The sequence below is a fragment of the Thermomonas hydrothermalis genome (genome assembly GCF_900129205.1).
Taxonomy (GTDB): domain Bacteria; phylum Pseudomonadota; class Gammaproteobacteria; order Xanthomonadales; family Xanthomonadaceae; genus Thermomonas; species Thermomonas hydrothermalis.
Map to the genome: position 1 here is coordinate 13717 of NZ_FQUK01000017.1, position 15819 is coordinate 29535.

Below are 15819 nucleotides of genomic sequence, written 5' to 3' on the forward strand. Positions count from 1 at the left end.
GCACCCATACCTTGACGTATGCAGGCCCGACACACCGGGATGACCTAAAATAGGCGGTGCAGCGGGGCGCAGTCCCGCCGCAGCCACACCAGACGTTCCCTTCCACTGCCAGCGGCCGTGCCGGTTCGGCACCGCCCGGAGCTTTGCCATGATCTTTGAAACGCTCGACACCTACGGCCACGAACAGGTCGTGTTCTGCCACAACAAGGACGCCGGCCTGAAGGCGATCATCGCCATCCACAATACGGTGCTTGGCCCTGCGCTCGGTGGCACCCGCATGTGGCCGTACAAGAGCGAACAGGACGCGCTCAACGACGTGCTGCGCCTGTCGCGCGGGATGACCTACAAGAACGCCGTGGCCGGCCTCAACATCGGCGGCGGCAAGGCGGTGATCATCGGTGATCCGGCCAAGGACAAGTCCGAGGCGCTGTTCCGCGCGTTTGGCAAGTTTGTGGATTCGCTGGGCGGCCGCTACATCACCGCCGAAGACGTCGGTATCGACGTCAACGACATGGAATACGTGTACCGGGAAACCGAATACGTGACCGGCGTGCACCAGGTGCATGGCGGCTCGGGCGATCCCTCGCCGTTCACCGCCTACGGCACCCTGCAAGGGCTGATGGCCACCTTGAACCGCAAGTTCGGCAACGAGGACGTGGGCAAGTACAGCTATGCCGTGCAGGGCTTGGGCCACGTCGGCATGGAATACGTGAAGTTGCTGAAAGAGCGCGGCGCCAAAATTTTCGTCACCGACATCAACCCGGCACTGGTGGAGAAAGCGGTCTCCGAATACGGCGCTGAAGCCGTCGGGCCAGAAGATATCTATGACGTCCCGGCCGATGTGTATTCGCCGTGCGCACTGGGCGGCACCGTCAACGAGCAGACCCTGCCGCGCCTGAAGTGCAAGATCATCTGCGGCGCTGCCAACAACCAGCTGGCCAGCAACGAGATCGGCGATGAAGTGGCCCGCCGCGGCATCCTCTATGCGCCGGACTATGCCGTGAACGCCGGCGGCGTGATGAACGTGGCGCTGGAGCTGGACGGCTACAACCGCGAACGCGCCATGCGCATGATGCGCACCATCTATCACAACCTTACCCGCATCTATGAGATCGCCGAGCGCGACGGCATCCCCACCTACAAGGCAGCCGACCGCCTGGCCGAGGAGCGGATCGAAAAGATCGGCCGCCTGAAACTGCCGATGGGACGCGGCCATACCCGCTTCCAAGGCCGGATCCGCGGCTGATCCTGTGCACGGGCATGCGCGGCCTGACCCCGCATGCCCGTCTTGACGCTGCACCGCAGCCCTTGCCTTCGGCCTTCCCCGTCAACCTCTCAACCCCAGGCACCCCCGCATGCGCCCCTTCCCCTTAGGTGACGACATCGATGCCCTGCGCGAAGCGGTGCGCCGCTTTGCCGAAACCGAAATCGCCCCGCGCGCTGCACAGATCGACGCGGATAACGCGTTTCCGCCCGACCTGTGGCCAAAGCTGGGTGAAATGGGGCTGCTTGGCCTGACGGTTCCAACCGAATATGGCGGCAGCGGCATGGGCTATCTGGCCCATCTGGTGGCCATGGAGGAAATCAGCCGTGCTTCCGGCTCGGTGGGGTTGTCCTATGGCGCCCACTCCAACCTGTGTGTCAGCAACCTCTACGCCAATGGCACCGAAGCCCAGCGCGCCCGCTATCTGCCCAAGCTGTGCAGCGGCGAGTGGGTGGGTGCACTGGCCATGAGCGAACCGGGCGCCGGCTCCGACGTGGTGGGATCGATGGCCTGCCGCGCCGAGCGCAAGGGCGATGTCTGGGTGGCCAATGGCAACAAGATGTGGATCACCAACGGCCCCGATGCCGACGTGCTGATCGTCTACATGCGCACCGCAAGCCGCGAGCTCGGCAGCAAGTGCATGACCGCCTTCATTGTCGAAAAAGGCATGCCAGGCTTCTCCACCGCGCAGAAGCTCGACAAGCTGGGCATGCGTGGCAGCAACACCTGTGAGCTGGTGTTCGAAAACTGCGAGATCCCGCAGGAGAACGTCCTGGGCGAGGTCAACAACGGCGTCAAAGTGCTGATGAGCGGCCTGAACACCGAGCGCCTGGTGCTCACGGGCGGGCCGATCGGGCTGATGCAGGCCGCACTCGATCTCACCCTGCCCTACGTGCGCGAACGTCGCCAGTTCGGCCAGCCGATCGGCACCTTCGAGCTGATGCAGGCCAAGATCGCCGACATGTACACCGCGCTGCAGTCTTCACGCGCCTTTGCCTACCAGGTGGCACGCGATTACGACGCCGGCCATAAAAGCCGCGTCGATGCCGCCGCCTGCCTGCTGCATGCCAGCGAGGCGGCAGTCCAGGTGGCGCTGGAAGCCATCCAGTCGCTCGGTGGCAATGGCTACATCAACGACTATCCGGCCGGCCGCATCCTACGCGACGCCAAGCTGTACGCCATCGGCGCTGGCACCAACGAAATCCGCCGCATGCTGATCGGCCGCGAGCTGTTTGCCGGCAATCACTAACGAAATCTCTGCGGAAGGCGCCCGCCGCGCATCGGGCAGGCGCCATCGTTGCCGACCATCAGAACCGGTAGCCTGCCTGTAGCTGGACGTTGCCGGCCTGACCCAGCCCGTCGCTGCGACGGGTCAGATCCAGACGCCACCAGCCGCGGTCACCCTGCTGCACATCCAGCCCAATCCCGAACTGACGGCGGCTGGGCGCAAGCGACATCCCGGGCATCGGCGCCCACTGGGTCAGCCCGGTAAAGCTGGCCTCAAACAATCGCCCCGAGGTCATCAGGGTACGCCGCTGCTCAAGGTAGGCATCAGCGCTCACTGCGAGATCGCCCACCCGCCAGTGCTGCGCCGCCCGCACGCCCGCCAGCGCCTGCCAGCGCCCGCTGTCCCACTGCCGCGCCTGCAAGCCGAACCCGGTGTCGCCGGTTTCGGCAAAGCCGCCATTGCGCACGCGCACGTAGTCGCTGCCCAGATACGGCGTCAGGCGTAGTGCCCCGTGTGACCACCGCCAGCCGAGCTCCGTGCTCGCCCCCCAATAGCTGCCGTGCATGCGGCCGAACACCGGATCACGCAGCGCGCCCAGCAGCAGGGTCCGCTGGACCTGGCGTTGGAACCCGCCCCCGACCAGCTGCGCCTGCCACTGCCACGGGCCGTCCTGTCGCATCGCATACAGCTGCACCTGCTGCTGTACGCCACGACTGCGGTCGCCCAGCGTATCCAGCCAACCCAGCTGGGTCTGGCGATCGAGCGTGACACCCACCAGGGCGCGCTCACCCAGGCGCCAGTCATTGCCGATCAGCTGCCCACCACTCTGCAGACCGACCGTGTCGAAACCAGACCGGGCCAGCTGCCCACCGCCTGCCAGATCCTGCGACCAGCCTCCCGCCCGTGCCGGCGCATCCGCCAGCTGCGACAACCGCTGCGCAAGCGCCTGCCGGCCGGCGTCGATGCCGTCCAGGGTCAACGCCAGCGATGCGCCATAGAGCTGACCAGACAGACTGCGCAGCGACAGATCGGCCTGCGTGGCGCTTGCAGTCTGCTGGAAAGCACCGGCGGCCTGGATGAACCCGGTGCCGATCGTCGGCGCGGCAAGGCCGCCAAGCTGGGCATCAATCGCCTGCATCGCCGCTTCCATACGTCCGGCACTCACCAGGCTGACCCCACCCAGACCAAGTGCCGCCACCGCCTTGCTGACGTCGATACGGTTGATATCGAGAAAGACCGTGTTGGGGTTGTAGCTCAGGCTGGCATCCAGGAACACGTTGGACGCCGCCTTGAGCGAGGAAAACCGGCCCTGGACACCGCCATTGGCGGACAGCAGCGTCTCGCGCGCGCTGGTGGTATAGCCGGAGCGCACGCCCAGCACCGCCAGCGTGCCATCGACACTGGCCTGCCCACTCACCTGGAGCGGGCTGCCCAACCAGACCCCAAGCGTGCCGCTGGCCGTCTGCAGGTAGTTGCCGGCGATGCTGGCCGGCGAGCTGGCACCGACCAGGAACCGCCCAGCGTTGTTGACGTTGCCACCAAACGCACCGCTGGCCCAGACGGTGGCACCGCTGGCCACAGTCAGATTCGATGCCAGCCCCTTGCGCACATCCAGTCCACCGGCATCCACCCGGGTGGCACCGGTAAACAGCCCGGCCTCGGCCAGCGTCAGGATGCCGGACCCACCCTTGATCAGACCACCACTGCCGATGATGGGATTGCGCCAGACCGAATTGCCGGAAAACGACACGCTGAAATCGCCCCAGGCAAAGTTGCTCGGCCCCATGGCGGCCTTGGTGACATCCAGCAGGCCCCAACCAAACACCGGATCCACCCCCGGCGCCCCCAGATCCTTGGCAGCGCCCAGAATCAGCTGCCGCACCTGATCGTTGTTCATGTAGGGGAACGCCGACCACACCACCGCCGCAGCGCCTGACACCTGAGGCGCCGCAAACGAAGTCCCGCCCCCCTGGTAGAGGGCATAGCTGCTGTCTCCGACCTTGGCCTTGGGGTCGATGAAAATCACGTTGCCCGGCGCCACCAGGCAGTAGTTCATCGCCGAACCGCACTGCTGGGAATACGACGTAAGCTGGGTGGGGTTGTCGGGATCAAGCGCACCAACGGTCAACCACCCCTTTTCGAGCTCGGCATCACCCGCCAGCGTCGGCAGCCGGGCGTTGTCGGAAGGCTCACCGGCATAGCGCGGGTCTGCGCCGCTGTTGCCATTGGCAAAGACGATGATGCCACCGCGGTTGACCACGAAATCCCGCCAAGCCGTGGCCAACTCCTGGGTCAACAATGGATCGTTCCAGTACAGACCACCCCAGGAATTGTTGATGATGCGGGCACCAGCATTGGCCAGCTCGGCATTGACCGCCCGGAAGAAATCCCCATACCCCTCGCCCGCATGGATCTCATTGCCGGCACCGGAGCCGTCATCGGACGGGGGTGAATCGCTGATGATGCGTGAGGAAGCGATGCTGGCGTTTTGCGCCACGCCACCGCCCCAGCTTCCAACCCCTTTGCCTGCGGCCAGTTCAGCCACCTCCGTGCCATGACCGACCTTATCATCCACCGTCGTATCGTTGGTGGCCGGATTCACATGGATGAAGCTGGCCGTGACCCGGCCATTCAGAGCCGGATGCTGCCGGTTCACCCCGGTATCCAGCAGACCGATGGTCACCCCTTGCCCTGTCAGCCCGGCCCCCAAGGCGCCGGCCGCATTTGTCAGCACCAGATGGCGGCTGTACTGCGGCAGGCTGGCCGGCCCAGACAGGGTTGGAATGGTTGGCGGATTGACCACGAGACTGCTGTCGATGGTCACTGTCGGAGTGAACCCGATGCCGCCCCCCGGTGTGACCGGCGGCGGCGTAGAACGGACCGCCCCACCCCCGCCACCGCAGGCAGTCAGCAGCACGGCCATGACACAGGGCAGCATCGCCACGGCGTGATGGCACATCCGGACATCCAAACGATTCGTCTTCACGATATTTCCCCTTGCGACTCTTGGCCGCAGCAACGCGGTCGTCACCGCCAGACCGACGCGAGTTGTAAGCCGTTTCTGCCCGCACCTGCAATCCCTGGCAGGCACGATGTGGCGTTGCAACATGTGCCGCGGTTTCGCGCCATAATCTGAGATCTTTCCGGCCCCTACCGGGCCCCACCCCTACGGAGCAGCCCATGAGCGACGTCGTCATCGTCGGTGCCAAGCGCACCGCCATCGGTTCCTTCCTCGGCCAGTTCACCGGCGTGCCCACGCCGACACTGGGTAGCGCCGCCATTGCCGCCGCACTGGCGCAATCGGGCCTGTCTGCCGAACGGGTGGACGAAGTGATCATGGGCTGCGTGCTGCCGGCCGGCCTGGGCCAGGCCCCGGCCCGGCAGGCCTCGCGCGGCGCCGGGATCCCCGATGCCGCCGGCTGCACCACCATCAACAAAGTCTGCGGCTCCGGCATGAAGGCGGTGATGTTGGCGCACGACCTGATCAAGGCCGGCTCGGCACAGACCGTGGTGGCCGGCGGCATGGAGTCGATGACCAATGCCCCGCACCTGCTCAACGGCTCGCGCACCGGCATCCGCTACGGCAGCGCCGAGTTCCTCGACCACATGGCCTACGACGGCCTGACCAACCCCTACGACGGCAAGGCGATGGGCGTATTCGGCGATGCCGCCTGCGCCAAGTACGGCTACGACCGCGCCACCGTTGATGCCTATGCCGCTGAAAGCGCACGTCGCGCCCAGGCCGCCCAGGCGGCCGGCGCCTTCGATGCCGAAATCGCCCCGGTGACCGTCAAGACCCGCAAGGGCGAGGTCGTGATCAGCAAGGACGAAGAGCCCGGCAAGATTGATCCGGCCAAGATTCCCGACCTGCGCCCGGCGTTTAGCAAGGACGGCGTACTGACCGCCGCATCGTCCTCCAAGATCTCCGACGGCGCCGCCGCGCTGGTGGTGATGTCGGCCGACGCTGCCGCTGCGGCTGGCGTCACGCCACTGGCCCGCATCAAAGCCCACGCCACCCAGTCGCAGGCGCCGGAGTGGTTCACCACCGCCCCGGTCGGTGCCATCCAGCGTGTGCTGGACAAGGCCGGCTGGCAGGTGGCCGACGTCGATCTGTTCGAAATCAACGAAGCCTTTGCCTGCGTGGCAATGGCGCCGATGACCGACCTGGGCATTCCGCACGAGAAGTTGAACGTCAACGGCGGCGCGCTGGCGCTGGGCCACCCCATCGGTGCTTCCGGCGCCCGCCTGCTGGTGACGCTGATCCATGCCCTGCAGGCCCGCGGCGGCAAGCGCGGTGTGGCGTCCCTGTGCATCGGGGGCGGCGAAGCCACGGCGATGGCGGTAGAACTGCTCTGACGCTTAGGCTCTGCGCCGGATTCTGCACGGGTTGGCATCTGCAAGATGGGCACGCCCAGGCCTTGCTCAGACGCATTCCCGCATCTGAACAAAAAAATGCACCAGACCACTTGACACGCGACGCCAACACGCCATTATGGTAGCCGCACCTTGTTTCCGCGCCCCATTCATAAAGAGGTACCGCAACATGTCGATCAACAAGATCCTGCTGGCCATGGCCCTCGGCGTTGCCCTGAGCGCATGCAGCAAGTCGGAACCGACCACCGAAGCGGCTGCCAATGACGGCGCGGCGCCGGCCACCGAGCAGGCGGCTGCGGATGCGGCCACCGCCCAGGCCGCCCAGGCGGCTGATGCGACGGCGGAAGCCCCTGCGGCCGACACGGCGGCCCAAGCGGCACCGGCCGACGCGGCAGCCACCCCGGAAGAAGCGCAGAAGGCGGCGGACGAAGCCGAAAAGGCCGCCATGGCTGCGCAAGCCGGTGACAAGAAGTAATCCGACGGCAGGAGGAGTCTTTGCCGCCGTATTGCTGCTAGAATTCGAAAGAGCCGTCGGAACGCCGGCGGTTTTTTCGTGTCCCGGGCGACCGGGAAATACGTAAGTCAGTGAACGACCCACCGGTGCAAGCCGGTTCGCTAAGCGCACTGGCGTTGCCTGAAGTTCCACCCACCTTAAGTTCCAAATCAGACAACCCTTGGAGATTTCCATGAACAACAAGCTTTTCGTGCTCCTCGCCGCTGGCGTCCTGGCTCTGTCGGCCTGCAAGAAGGAAGAGGCTGCTCCGGCTGCTGACGCCGCTGCTCCGGCTGCTGAGGCTCCGGCCGCTCCGGCTGCTGACGCCGCCGCTGCTCCGGCTGCTGAGGCTCCGGCCGCTCCGGCTGCTGACGCCGCCGCTGCTCCGGCTGCTGACGCCGCCGCTGCTCCGGCCGCTCCGGCTGCTGACGCCGCCGCTGCTCCGGCTGCCGAAGGCGAGAAGAAGTAATCTTTCTTCAGCCTCGTGCTGTCACAACAGGGCCCGCTTCGGCGGGCCCTGTTCTTTTTTGCGGTGCATCTGATCCGCCCGAAAAGAACCCCGCGCAAGGCGGGGTTCTAACAGGCTGGGTGATGGCAGGATCAGGGGACCGCTTTGACCGCTGCCGCCTGCAGTCCCTTCGGGCCTTGCTGCACCTCGAAGCTGACGCGCTGCCCTTCCTTCAGGGTGCGGAACCCTTTGGCGTCGATCGCGGAAAAATGCACGAAGACATCGGCGCTGCCATCCTCGGGTGCGATGAATCCGAACCCCTTGGCGTCGTTGAACCACTTCACGGTGCCGTACTGCATGATGCGAAAACCTCTTGCGATTGCGGGTGGTGATGGACCGGAGTGTGGGGGAATGTGTCGCAGTCCAGCGACACGCCGCGAGTATGCCGGATCACACCGCGACCGCAAACCAGGCCAGCGCTGCCGTTGATCTGTGGAACCGTGATTGCCTCCACCTCCGCGCCAGCGGAATCAACCCACCGGCCTGCCCTGCCCGACGGGTATGCAGGCACGCCCGTTCAGGCCGACAGCAGGCAATGCAGGATCCGCGGGACCCCATCCATCGCAGCGGCGACGTTGTCCAGCACATCCTTCAGGGTGATCACCTCGTCAGGCTCCGGGCCGGCCCCCGCCGCCCAGTTGGCGACGATGGCCAGGCAGGCATAGTCCAGCCCCAGCTCGCGCGCCAATCCTGCCTCCGGCATGCCGGTCATGCCAACCAGATCGCAGCCGTCCCGGCGCATCCGCGCGATTTCGGCCCGTGTCTCCAGACGCGGCCCCTGGGTGGCGCCATAACACCCGCCATCGATCACCGCCACGCCGGCACGCTGCGCTGCGTCCAGGATCTGCCGCCGCCAGGCCGGGGTGTAGGGATCCCCGAAGTCGACATGCAGCACCTCGGTCCCCGGCTCTTCGCAGAAGGTGGACACACGACCCCAGGTGTAATCGATGAGCTGGTCTGGGCAGGCCAGCACGCGCGGGCCAAACCGCTCGGTGATGCCGCCGACGGTATTGAGCGCCAGCACCCGGGTGATCCCAAGCGCATGCAATGCCGCCAGGTTGGCCCGGTAGTTGATGCGATGCGGCGGCAGTGAATGGCCCTCGCCGTGGCGAGCAAGAAATGCCACCCGTTTGCCGGCAAGCGTTCCCACCCGCACCGGCCCGGATGGCGGCCCATAACGGGTGTCCGGCTGGTGGGTTTCGACATCGGCCAGTTCGCCCAATGCGTAGACGCCTGTGCCTCCAATGACTGCAAGTTCGATGCTCATGCCTGTCTTCCGTGTCAGCCGGCAGCGGATGTCTCAATCGCCCAGCGCATAGATCGCCGGCAGATTGCGGCCCTGCTCGTAATAGTCCATGCCGTAGCCGAACACGTAGGCGTCCGGCACGCGCACCCCGACGTGATCGGCGTGGATGCCTTCGACGCAGCGGTCGTGCACTTTTTCGGCCAGCACTGCCACCCGGACTTCGCGCGCGCCCTGATCTTCGCACCACTGTTTGATGGCCAGCAGGGTGTGGCCTTCGTCGAGGATGTCATCCGCCAGCAGCACCCTGCGCCCGCGCATCGGCGTAGCCGGACGATGCAGCCAGGCCAGACGTGAACCGCTGGTCTGGCCGCGGTAACGGGTGGCGTGCAAATAGTCGAACTCCAGATCCAGCCCGCGCGCACCCAGTGCCATGGCCAGTTGTGCGGCAAACGGCAAGCCGCCATGCATCACCGTGATGTACAACGGCACTTCGCCATCGTCATAGGCCGCGCGAATCTCATCGGCCATGCGTGCGATCGCCGACTCCAGCACGTCACGATCAAAAAGCTTGCGTGCCGACGCCAGCGCATCGGCCAGTTTTGGCCCAGTCATGCCACATCTCCGGAAAAAATCGCGCCTGATCTTGCGCCCTCTGCCGAGGGCTGCCACTGCACCGCCTGCAGCCGTGTCTGGCTTTGCGCATGACGGGCATCGGCAAGCAGCCCGTCCCAGCCCAGCGCGCCACGCCCCAGCAGACCGACCAGCGCCATCGTGTTGAGCGGTCGCCGGTCCACCGCCTGCAGCGCGGCGTCCACCTGGCCGGGCTGACAGACCAGCACCGCATCACAGCCCGCCTGCAGATGCGCATCAATGCGGGCGGCCAAATCGCCGGTGGCGCCGGCCGCTGCCATCCCCAAATCATCGGACAACACCACACCACGAAAGCCCAGCTCGCCCCGCAAGATATCCTCGATCCAACGGGGTGCGCAGCCGGCCGGCTGCGGCGCCACCTGCGGATAAATCACGTGCGCCATCATCACCGCATCGGCGCCGGCGGCAATACCCGCCGCAAACGGCAGCAGATCCTCGGCACGCAGCACATCCAGCGGCCGTGGATCGACTGCAACGTCGTAATGGGTGTCCTCGAGCACCGAGCCGTGGCCAGGAAAATGCTTGAGGGTGGCGGCCATCCCGGCTTCGTGCATCCCCGCCACATAGACCTGGGCGAATGCCGCCACCACCTGCGGATCGGCCGCGAAGGCGCGGTCGCCGATGGCGCGATTGCCGCGCGCTAGGTCCAGCACCGGCGCGAAGCTGAGATCGATGCCACTGGCGCGCAACTCACTGGCCATCAGCCAGGCGTGTTCGCGTGCCAAGGCGAGCGCCGAATCGGGATCCTGTCGATACAGTGCCTCGAACCCGTGCAGTGCCGGCAAGGCGGTGAAGCCATCGCGAAAACGCTGCACCCGGCCACCCTCCTGATCCACGCAGATCAGCTGCGGGCGCGGCGCTGCCTCGCGTATCGCCTGGGTCAGCTCGGTGAGCTGCATGCGCGAGACAAAGTTGCGGGCAAACAACACCACGCCCGCGCAGGCGGGATGCTGCAACCAGTCGCGTTCACGCGGAGCAAGCGCAGGCCCGGCGATGCCAATCAGCAGCATGTCGGCGCATCCTTCACGTCATTGGCCTGCCGCTCCTCGTCACGCCATTGCGAAAATGGGCGCGACGCCAACGCCAGGTTGTAATAGCGCGGCACATCGGTCACTTCCGGGCCCAGCCAGTCGGGTTTTTCGAAGGTGGCCTGGACGTCCTCCAGTTCGATCTCGGCCACCACCAGCCCCGCGTTATCGCCTTCGAACTCGTCGATTTCCCAGACGCGGCCGGCATGCTCCACATAGTGACGCCGTTTCACCACCAGCCCACCGACGCAGAGCGCAAGCAGCGCGTGCGCATCCTCCAGCGGGATTGGGTATTCGAACTCCTGCCGCCGGGCGCCCAGCTCGCGCGATTTGATGTTGAGGAAGGCCTGGTCGCCCTCGATCCGCACCCGCACCGAGGCGCGCATGTCGCCACGATCGACCATGCCGACATCATTGAGATAGCCCTGCGCCATCGGCACGACCCGCTGCGCCGCGTGGCGCCAGCCGTCGCCACGCACCAGGAATTTGCGCTCGATTTCCAGCCCCATGCTCACCTCCTGCGCGGCGGATCGAACACCGCGATCGATTCCACATGCGCGGTATGTGGAAACATGTCCATCACCCCGGCCGCGCGCAGCGTCCAACCAGCGTCGTTGACGAGAAACCCGGCATCGCGCGCCAGCGAACCGGGATGGCAGCTGACATAGACGATGCGTTGAAGCCCGTTCAAAGGCAGCTGGCGCAGCACTTCGATCGCGCCGGCACGGGCGGGATCCAGCAGCAGCCGGTCGAAGCCAGCCTTCAACCACGGCTGACCGGCCAGGTCCTGCGCCAGATCAGCCGCATGAAACTGCACATTGTCCAAACCATTACGGCGGGCATTGTGCCGCGCCCGCGCCACCAGCCCGGTGTCGCCCTCGACCCCCACGACCTGCCCGTCACGGCAGACCCGCGCCAGCGGCAGGGTAAAGTTGCCAAGCCCGCAGAACAGGTCCAATACGCGCTCGCCCGGCTGCACCTCGAGCAGGTCGAGGGCACGCGCGATCATCATCTCGTTGAGACGCGCATTGACCTGGATGAAGTCCAGCGGGCGGAACTCAAGCACCACATCCCACTGCGGCAGCCGGAACGCCAGCGGCACGTCGTCCGTCAGCGGATGCACGGAATCAACGCCGCCCGGCTGCAGGAAAATGGCAAACCCGTGTTCCTGGCCGAACGCCGCCAGCGCCGCCCGATCGCGCTCCGACAGCGGTTGCAGATGGCGAAACACCAAGGCAATGGCGTCATCGCCGGCGATGAACTCGATCTGCGGAATATCGCGCCGCGCCGCCAACCCATCGACCAGCGCGCCCAGCGCCGCCAGCTTCAGGCCAAGCTCCGGGATCACGGTGTGACACTCACGCAGGTCGGCGACGAAACGCGGATCCTGTTCACGAAACCCCACCAGGGTCTTGTCTTTCTTTTCGACCCGGCGCACCGACAGGCGCCCCTTGCGCCGGTAGCCCCAGGCCTCGGCCCGGAGTGGCGGCAGCACCTGCTGCGGGGCGACGTGACCGATCCGTTGCAGGTTGTCCAGCAGAACCTGCTGCTTGTAGGCGATCTGACGATCTTCGGCCAGATGCTGCAGCACGCAGCCGCCACAGGTACCAAAATGTGGGCAGCGTGGCACGACCCGGTCAGGCGAGGCCGTCAGCACCTCCAACGTCTGGGCCTCGTCAAAATGACGCGAACGCGCGGTCTGTCGGGCCAGCACAGTCTCGCCAGGCAGGGCGCCCGCCACGAACACGGTCTTGCCGGCCTGCGGATGGCCCTGCGGCCAGCGCGCCACGCCGCGTCCGTCATGGCTGAGATCGGAAATGGTCAATGTCGTTGGGGTTTGGTCGAATCGGGCCACTGCAACCGCATGTCGAGAACAAGGCTGATCATTGTCGCAGACGTGCGCCCGGGCCGCAGGCGTTGCCGCAATCCGGCGGGGTATCCTGTGCAGGTTTCCCAATCCTTGGTTCGCCCATGCCTGCGCTGCCCACGCATATCGACCCCCGCTCGCCGGAGTTTCAGGACAACGCTGCCTATCACCGCGCCCTCGCAGAGGAGCTGCAACGCCGTCTGGCACGTGCGGCGGCTGGCGGCGGCGAGCAGGCACGCGCCCGTCACACCGAGCGCGGCAAGCTGCTGCCGCGCGAGCGCATCGATGCCCTGCTCGATCCCGGCTCGCCGTTTCTCGAGATCGCGCCGCTGGCTGCCGAGGACATGTACGACGGCGCCGCCCCCGCTGCCGGCATCATCTGCGGCATCGGCCGGGTGATGGGCCAGGAAGTGGTGATCGTGGCTAATGACGCCACCGTCAAAGGCGGCACCTACTTCCCAATGACGGTCAAAAAACATCTGCGTGCGCAGGACATCGCCCGCGAGAATCGCCTGCCCTGCGTCTATCTGGTCGATTCCGGTGGCGCCTTCCTGCCACTGCAGGACGAAGTGTTCCCGGACAAGGAGCACTTCGGCCGGATCTTCTACAACCAGGCCCGGATGAGCGCCGAAAACATCCCGCAAATCGCGGTGGTGATGGGGAGCTGCACCGCCGGTGGTGCGTATGTGCCGGCGATGTGCGACGAATCGGTGATCGTCAAGGAACAAGGCACCATCTTCCTCGGTGGCCCGCCGCTGGTGAAAGCCGCGACCGGCGAGGTGGTCGATGCCGAGACGCTGGGCGGCGCCGACGTGCACACCAGCATTTCAGGAGTCGCCGACCATTTCGCCGAGGACGACCGCCACGCACTGGAGATCGCCCGCGGCATCGTCGCTTCACTCAACCGCAAGAAAGTCCTGCCGGTGGCAACCCGGCCGGTGCGCGAGCCGCTGTACCCGGCCGAAGAGCTGTACGGCATCGTGCCCAAGGACCTGCGCCGACCGTTCGACGTACGCGAGGTGATCGCCCGCATCGTCGACGGCAGCGAGTTCCAGGAGTTCAAGGCGCGCTACGGCAAGACGCTGGTGACCGGCTTCGCCCATCTGCACGGCTACCCGGTCGGCATCGTCGCCAACAACGGCATCCTGTTTGCGGAGAGCGCCCTGAAAGGCGCGCACTTCATCGAGCTGTGCAACCAGCGCGGCATCCCGCTGGTGTTCCTGCAGAACATCACCGGCTTCATGGTCGGCAAGAAGTACGAGCAGGCCGGCATCGCCAAGGACGGCGCCAAGATGGTGACCGCCGTGGCCTGCTCGCACGTGCCCAAGTTCACCGTGGTCATTGGCGGCAGCTTCGGTGCCGGCAACTACGCCATGTGCGGCCGCGCCTACGGCGCCCGCTTCCTGTGGATGTGGCCCAATGCCCGCATCAGCGTGATGGGCGGCGAACAGGCAGCCAGCGTGCTGGCGACGGTCAAGCGCGACGGCATCGAAGCCAAGGGCGGCACCTGGACGGCGGAAGAAGAAGAGGCGTTCAAGGCACCGATCCGGCAGCAGTACGAGCACCAGGGCAGCCCTTGGTACGCCACCGCGCGGCTATGGGACGACGGCATCATCGACCCGGTGGACACCCGCCGCGTGCTAGGCCTGGGGCTGTCGGCCGCCCTCAACGCGCCGATCGAGGGGCCCAGCCGGTTTGGCGTCTTCCGTATGTGACAGGAATCACACATAGAACACACCCGGCATTGCACCCGCCCATTCAGGCGCACCAGCGCTGCCAGTGGTGATAGGCTCAGCAGTTCTTTCTGTGGAGAGCAGCCCATGGCCATGTGGAAAGATTCGGCACCGGCTCCGAAAAAAGCCGAACCTGCGCGCTTCGACCCGCCCACCCATCTACACGATCTGGCCGCACCGCAAGGGGCGCCTGCCCGTGCCGCCGAAACCCCGGCACGCGAGTCAGTGATCGCCGCTGACCTGTCCATCGAAGGCAAGATCGAAGGCAGCGGTCACATCCGCATCGCCGGCAAGTTCAAGGGGGACGTGAACGTCCAGGGCAACCTCAACATCGATCAGGGCGCCAAAGTGGCCGGCAGCGTCACCGCCAGCAAGGTCATTCTGGCGGGCGAACTGGACGGCAACATCACCTCGGCCCAGCACGTGGAGCTTTTGTCCAGCGGTGCGCTCAATGGCGACATCAAAGCGGGCTCGCTGACCGTCGCGGCGGGCAGCCGTATCCGCGGACATGTCGAGTGCGGCTGGGACAAGGACGCCAAACCAGCCGGCAAGACGGAGACCGGCGGCAGCGCATGAGCGCGCCCGCCCCGGGCGAGGCAGGCGCCACCCGGATCTGCCCGCATTGCAAAACCACCATCCTGCAAAGCTCGGCGGTCTGCCCGGCCTGCCGCGGTCATCTGCGTTTCGATGCGGCCACCCGTGACGCCGAGCAACGCTTCATTCCGCTGCAGGTGGAAGGCACCCTGCGTGGTGATGAACAAGGCAGCTTCGAGTACACGATGGTGGTGGTGATCCGCAACGAGCGCGGCGAGGAAGTCGGTCGCCACGTCGCCGGTGTCGGCGCGGTTCTTCCGGGCCAATCCCGCACATTCAGCGTGACCGTGGAGGCGGTGCCGGTCACCGCCAAGACGCGCCGCCGGCACTGATCCGCATACCATCGCGGCGATCGCCAGCGCCGATCAAAGCGCGTCGAAATCACCCAAAGCCCGCAGCAGACGACGGGCCCGTTTGTCCGGTCGGGTTTGCGGTGGCTGGAATCCCGCACGTTCGGCAGCGCGCAACGCCCGCGCTTCGGCGCGCGCTGCACGCGACGCTTCGGATTCCCGATACAGTGTCTGGGCCACCTGCGCCGGGCCGCGCACCTGCGCCAGTGCCAGCACGTCCACTTCAAACTGCTCCGGCTGCCGGGTGATGTGCAGCTTGTCGCCAACCCGTACCATGCGTGCCGGCTTGGCACGCTGACCACCGACCAGCACCTTGCCGGTTTCCACGGCCTGTTTGGCCAGTGCCCGGGTCTTGAAGAAGCGCGCTGCCCATAGCCACACATCCAGCCGTACGCCGGGGGTCTGCATCGCCAACGGATCCTGACGTAGAGGCATGGAAATCTCAAAAAAGCCGGGGCACACGGCACGATTCATGATCGGCCA

General features: G+C 66.0%; 16 protein-coding genes. 8 read left to right on the plus strand and 8 right to left on the minus strand.

Features of this window, described 5'->3' with window-relative positions:
- The first annotated feature begins 148 nt into the window (after positions 1 to 148).
- Both BUA29_RS06235 and BUA29_RS06240 read left to right on the plus strand, forming a co-directional pair.
- Positions 149 to 1246 carry a Glu/Leu/Phe/Val dehydrogenase dimerization domain-containing protein gene (locus BUA29_RS06235; protein WP_072755753.1) on the plus strand — a complete coding sequence of 366 codons (1098 nt, stop codon included), beginning with the start codon at positions 149 to 151 and terminating at the stop codon, positions 1244 to 1246.
- 109 nt (positions 1247 to 1355) lie between these two features.
- Positions 1356 to 2513 (plus strand): isovaleryl-CoA dehydrogenase, encoded by a 1158-nt coding sequence (locus BUA29_RS06240; RefSeq protein WP_072755754.1) that lies wholly within the window; start codon positions 1356 to 1358, stop codon positions 2511 to 2513.
- Between the two features lie 58 nt (positions 2514 to 2571).
- Here the strand turns inward: BUA29_RS06240 and BUA29_RS06245 are convergent, their stop codons facing one another.
- Entirely contained in the window at positions 2572 to 5478 is a 2907-nt protein-coding gene (locus BUA29_RS06245; RefSeq protein WP_178137900.1) for a S8 family serine peptidase, read from the minus strand.
- A gap of 194 nt (positions 5479 to 5672) precedes the next feature.
- Between BUA29_RS06245 and BUA29_RS06250 the strand changes: the two genes are divergently transcribed.
- The 3 genes from BUA29_RS06250 to BUA29_RS06260 all read left to right on the plus strand — a co-directional run bounded on the left by BUA29_RS06250 (position 5673) and on the right by BUA29_RS06260 (position 7828).
- On the plus strand, positions 5673 to 6848 hold the full coding sequence (locus tag BUA29_RS06250) for a thiolase family protein (RefSeq protein WP_072755756.1): 1176 nt from the start codon (positions 5673 to 5675) through the stop codon (positions 6846 to 6848).
- 187 nt (positions 6849 to 7035) lie between these two features.
- Complete coding sequence (locus BUA29_RS06255) at positions 7036 to 7341, plus strand: hypothetical protein (protein WP_072755757.1); 306 nt, start codon at positions 7036 to 7038, stop codon at positions 7339 to 7341.
- Positions 7342 to 7552: 211 nt separating this feature from the next.
- The gene (locus BUA29_RS06260; RefSeq protein ID WP_072755758.1) at positions 7553 to 7828 is read left to right on the plus strand and encodes a hypothetical protein; all 276 of its coding nucleotides are present in this window, start codon (positions 7553 to 7555) and stop codon (positions 7826 to 7828) included.
- 131 nt (positions 7829 to 7959) lie between these two features.
- Here BUA29_RS06260 and BUA29_RS06265 read toward each other — a convergent pair whose 3' ends face one another.
- The 6 genes from BUA29_RS06265 to rlmD all read right to left on the minus strand — a co-directional run bounded on the left by BUA29_RS06265 (position 7960) and on the right by rlmD (position 12647).
- The gene (locus tag BUA29_RS06265; RefSeq protein ID WP_072755759.1) at positions 7960 to 8166 is read right to left on the minus strand and encodes a cold-shock protein; all 207 of its coding nucleotides are present in this window, start codon (positions 8164 to 8166) and stop codon (positions 7960 to 7962) included.
- Between the two features lie 218 nt (positions 8167 to 8384).
- The gene (locus tag BUA29_RS06270) at positions 8385 to 9134 is read right to left on the minus strand and encodes an S-methyl-5'-thioinosine phosphorylase (protein WP_072755760.1); all 750 of its coding nucleotides are present in this window, start codon (positions 9132 to 9134) and stop codon (positions 8385 to 8387) included.
- 33 nt (positions 9135 to 9167) lie between these two features.
- Entirely contained in the window at positions 9168 to 9725 is a 558-nt protein-coding gene (locus BUA29_RS06275; protein WP_072755761.1) for a hypoxanthine-guanine phosphoribosyltransferase, read from the minus strand.
- A complete protein-coding gene (gene nagZ, locus BUA29_RS06280; protein WP_084602378.1) occupies positions 9722 to 10774 on the minus strand; it encodes a beta-N-acetylhexosaminidase in 1053 nt (350 codons plus the stop codon). The genes BUA29_RS06275 and nagZ overlap by 4 nt, the downstream gene beginning before the upstream one ends.
- A complete protein-coding gene (locus BUA29_RS06285) occupies positions 10765 to 11301 on the minus strand; it encodes a CYTH domain-containing protein (RefSeq protein ID WP_072755762.1) in 537 nt (178 codons plus the stop codon). Before BUA29_RS06285 ends, nagZ begins: the two co-directional genes overlap by 10 nt.
- A gap of 2 nt (positions 11302 to 11303) precedes the next feature.
- Positions 11304 to 12647 (minus strand): 23S rRNA (uracil(1939)-C(5))-methyltransferase RlmD, encoded by a 1344-nt coding sequence (rlmD, locus tag BUA29_RS06290; RefSeq protein WP_072755763.1) that lies wholly within the window; start codon positions 12645 to 12647, stop codon positions 11304 to 11306.
- A 116-nt stretch (positions 12648 to 12763) separates the two neighbouring features.
- Here rlmD and BUA29_RS06295 point away from each other — a divergent pair, with 116 nt between their 5' ends.
- The 3 genes from BUA29_RS06295 (at position 12764) to BUA29_RS06305 (ending at position 15318) form a co-directional block, all read left to right on the plus strand.
- The gene (locus BUA29_RS06295) at positions 12764 to 14374 is read left to right on the plus strand and encodes a carboxyl transferase domain-containing protein (RefSeq protein WP_072755764.1); all 1611 of its coding nucleotides are present in this window, start codon (positions 12764 to 12766) and stop codon (positions 14372 to 14374) included.
- Positions 14375 to 14479: 105 nt separating this feature from the next.
- Complete coding sequence (locus tag BUA29_RS06300) at positions 14480 to 14968, plus strand: bactofilin family protein (protein WP_072755765.1); 489 nt, start codon at positions 14480 to 14482, stop codon at positions 14966 to 14968.
- Entirely contained in the window at positions 14965 to 15318 is a 354-nt protein-coding gene (locus BUA29_RS06305; RefSeq protein ID WP_072755766.1) for a hypothetical protein, read from the plus strand. Before BUA29_RS06300 ends, BUA29_RS06305 begins: the two co-directional genes overlap by 4 nt.
- A gap of 33 nt (positions 15319 to 15351) precedes the next feature.
- On the opposite strand, the gene BUA29_RS06310 is transcribed toward BUA29_RS06305, so the two are convergent.
- A complete protein-coding gene (locus BUA29_RS06310) occupies positions 15352 to 15771 on the minus strand; it encodes an RNA-binding S4 domain-containing protein (RefSeq protein WP_072755790.1) in 420 nt (139 codons plus the stop codon).
- Between the last annotated feature and the right edge of the window lie 48 nt (positions 15772 to 15819).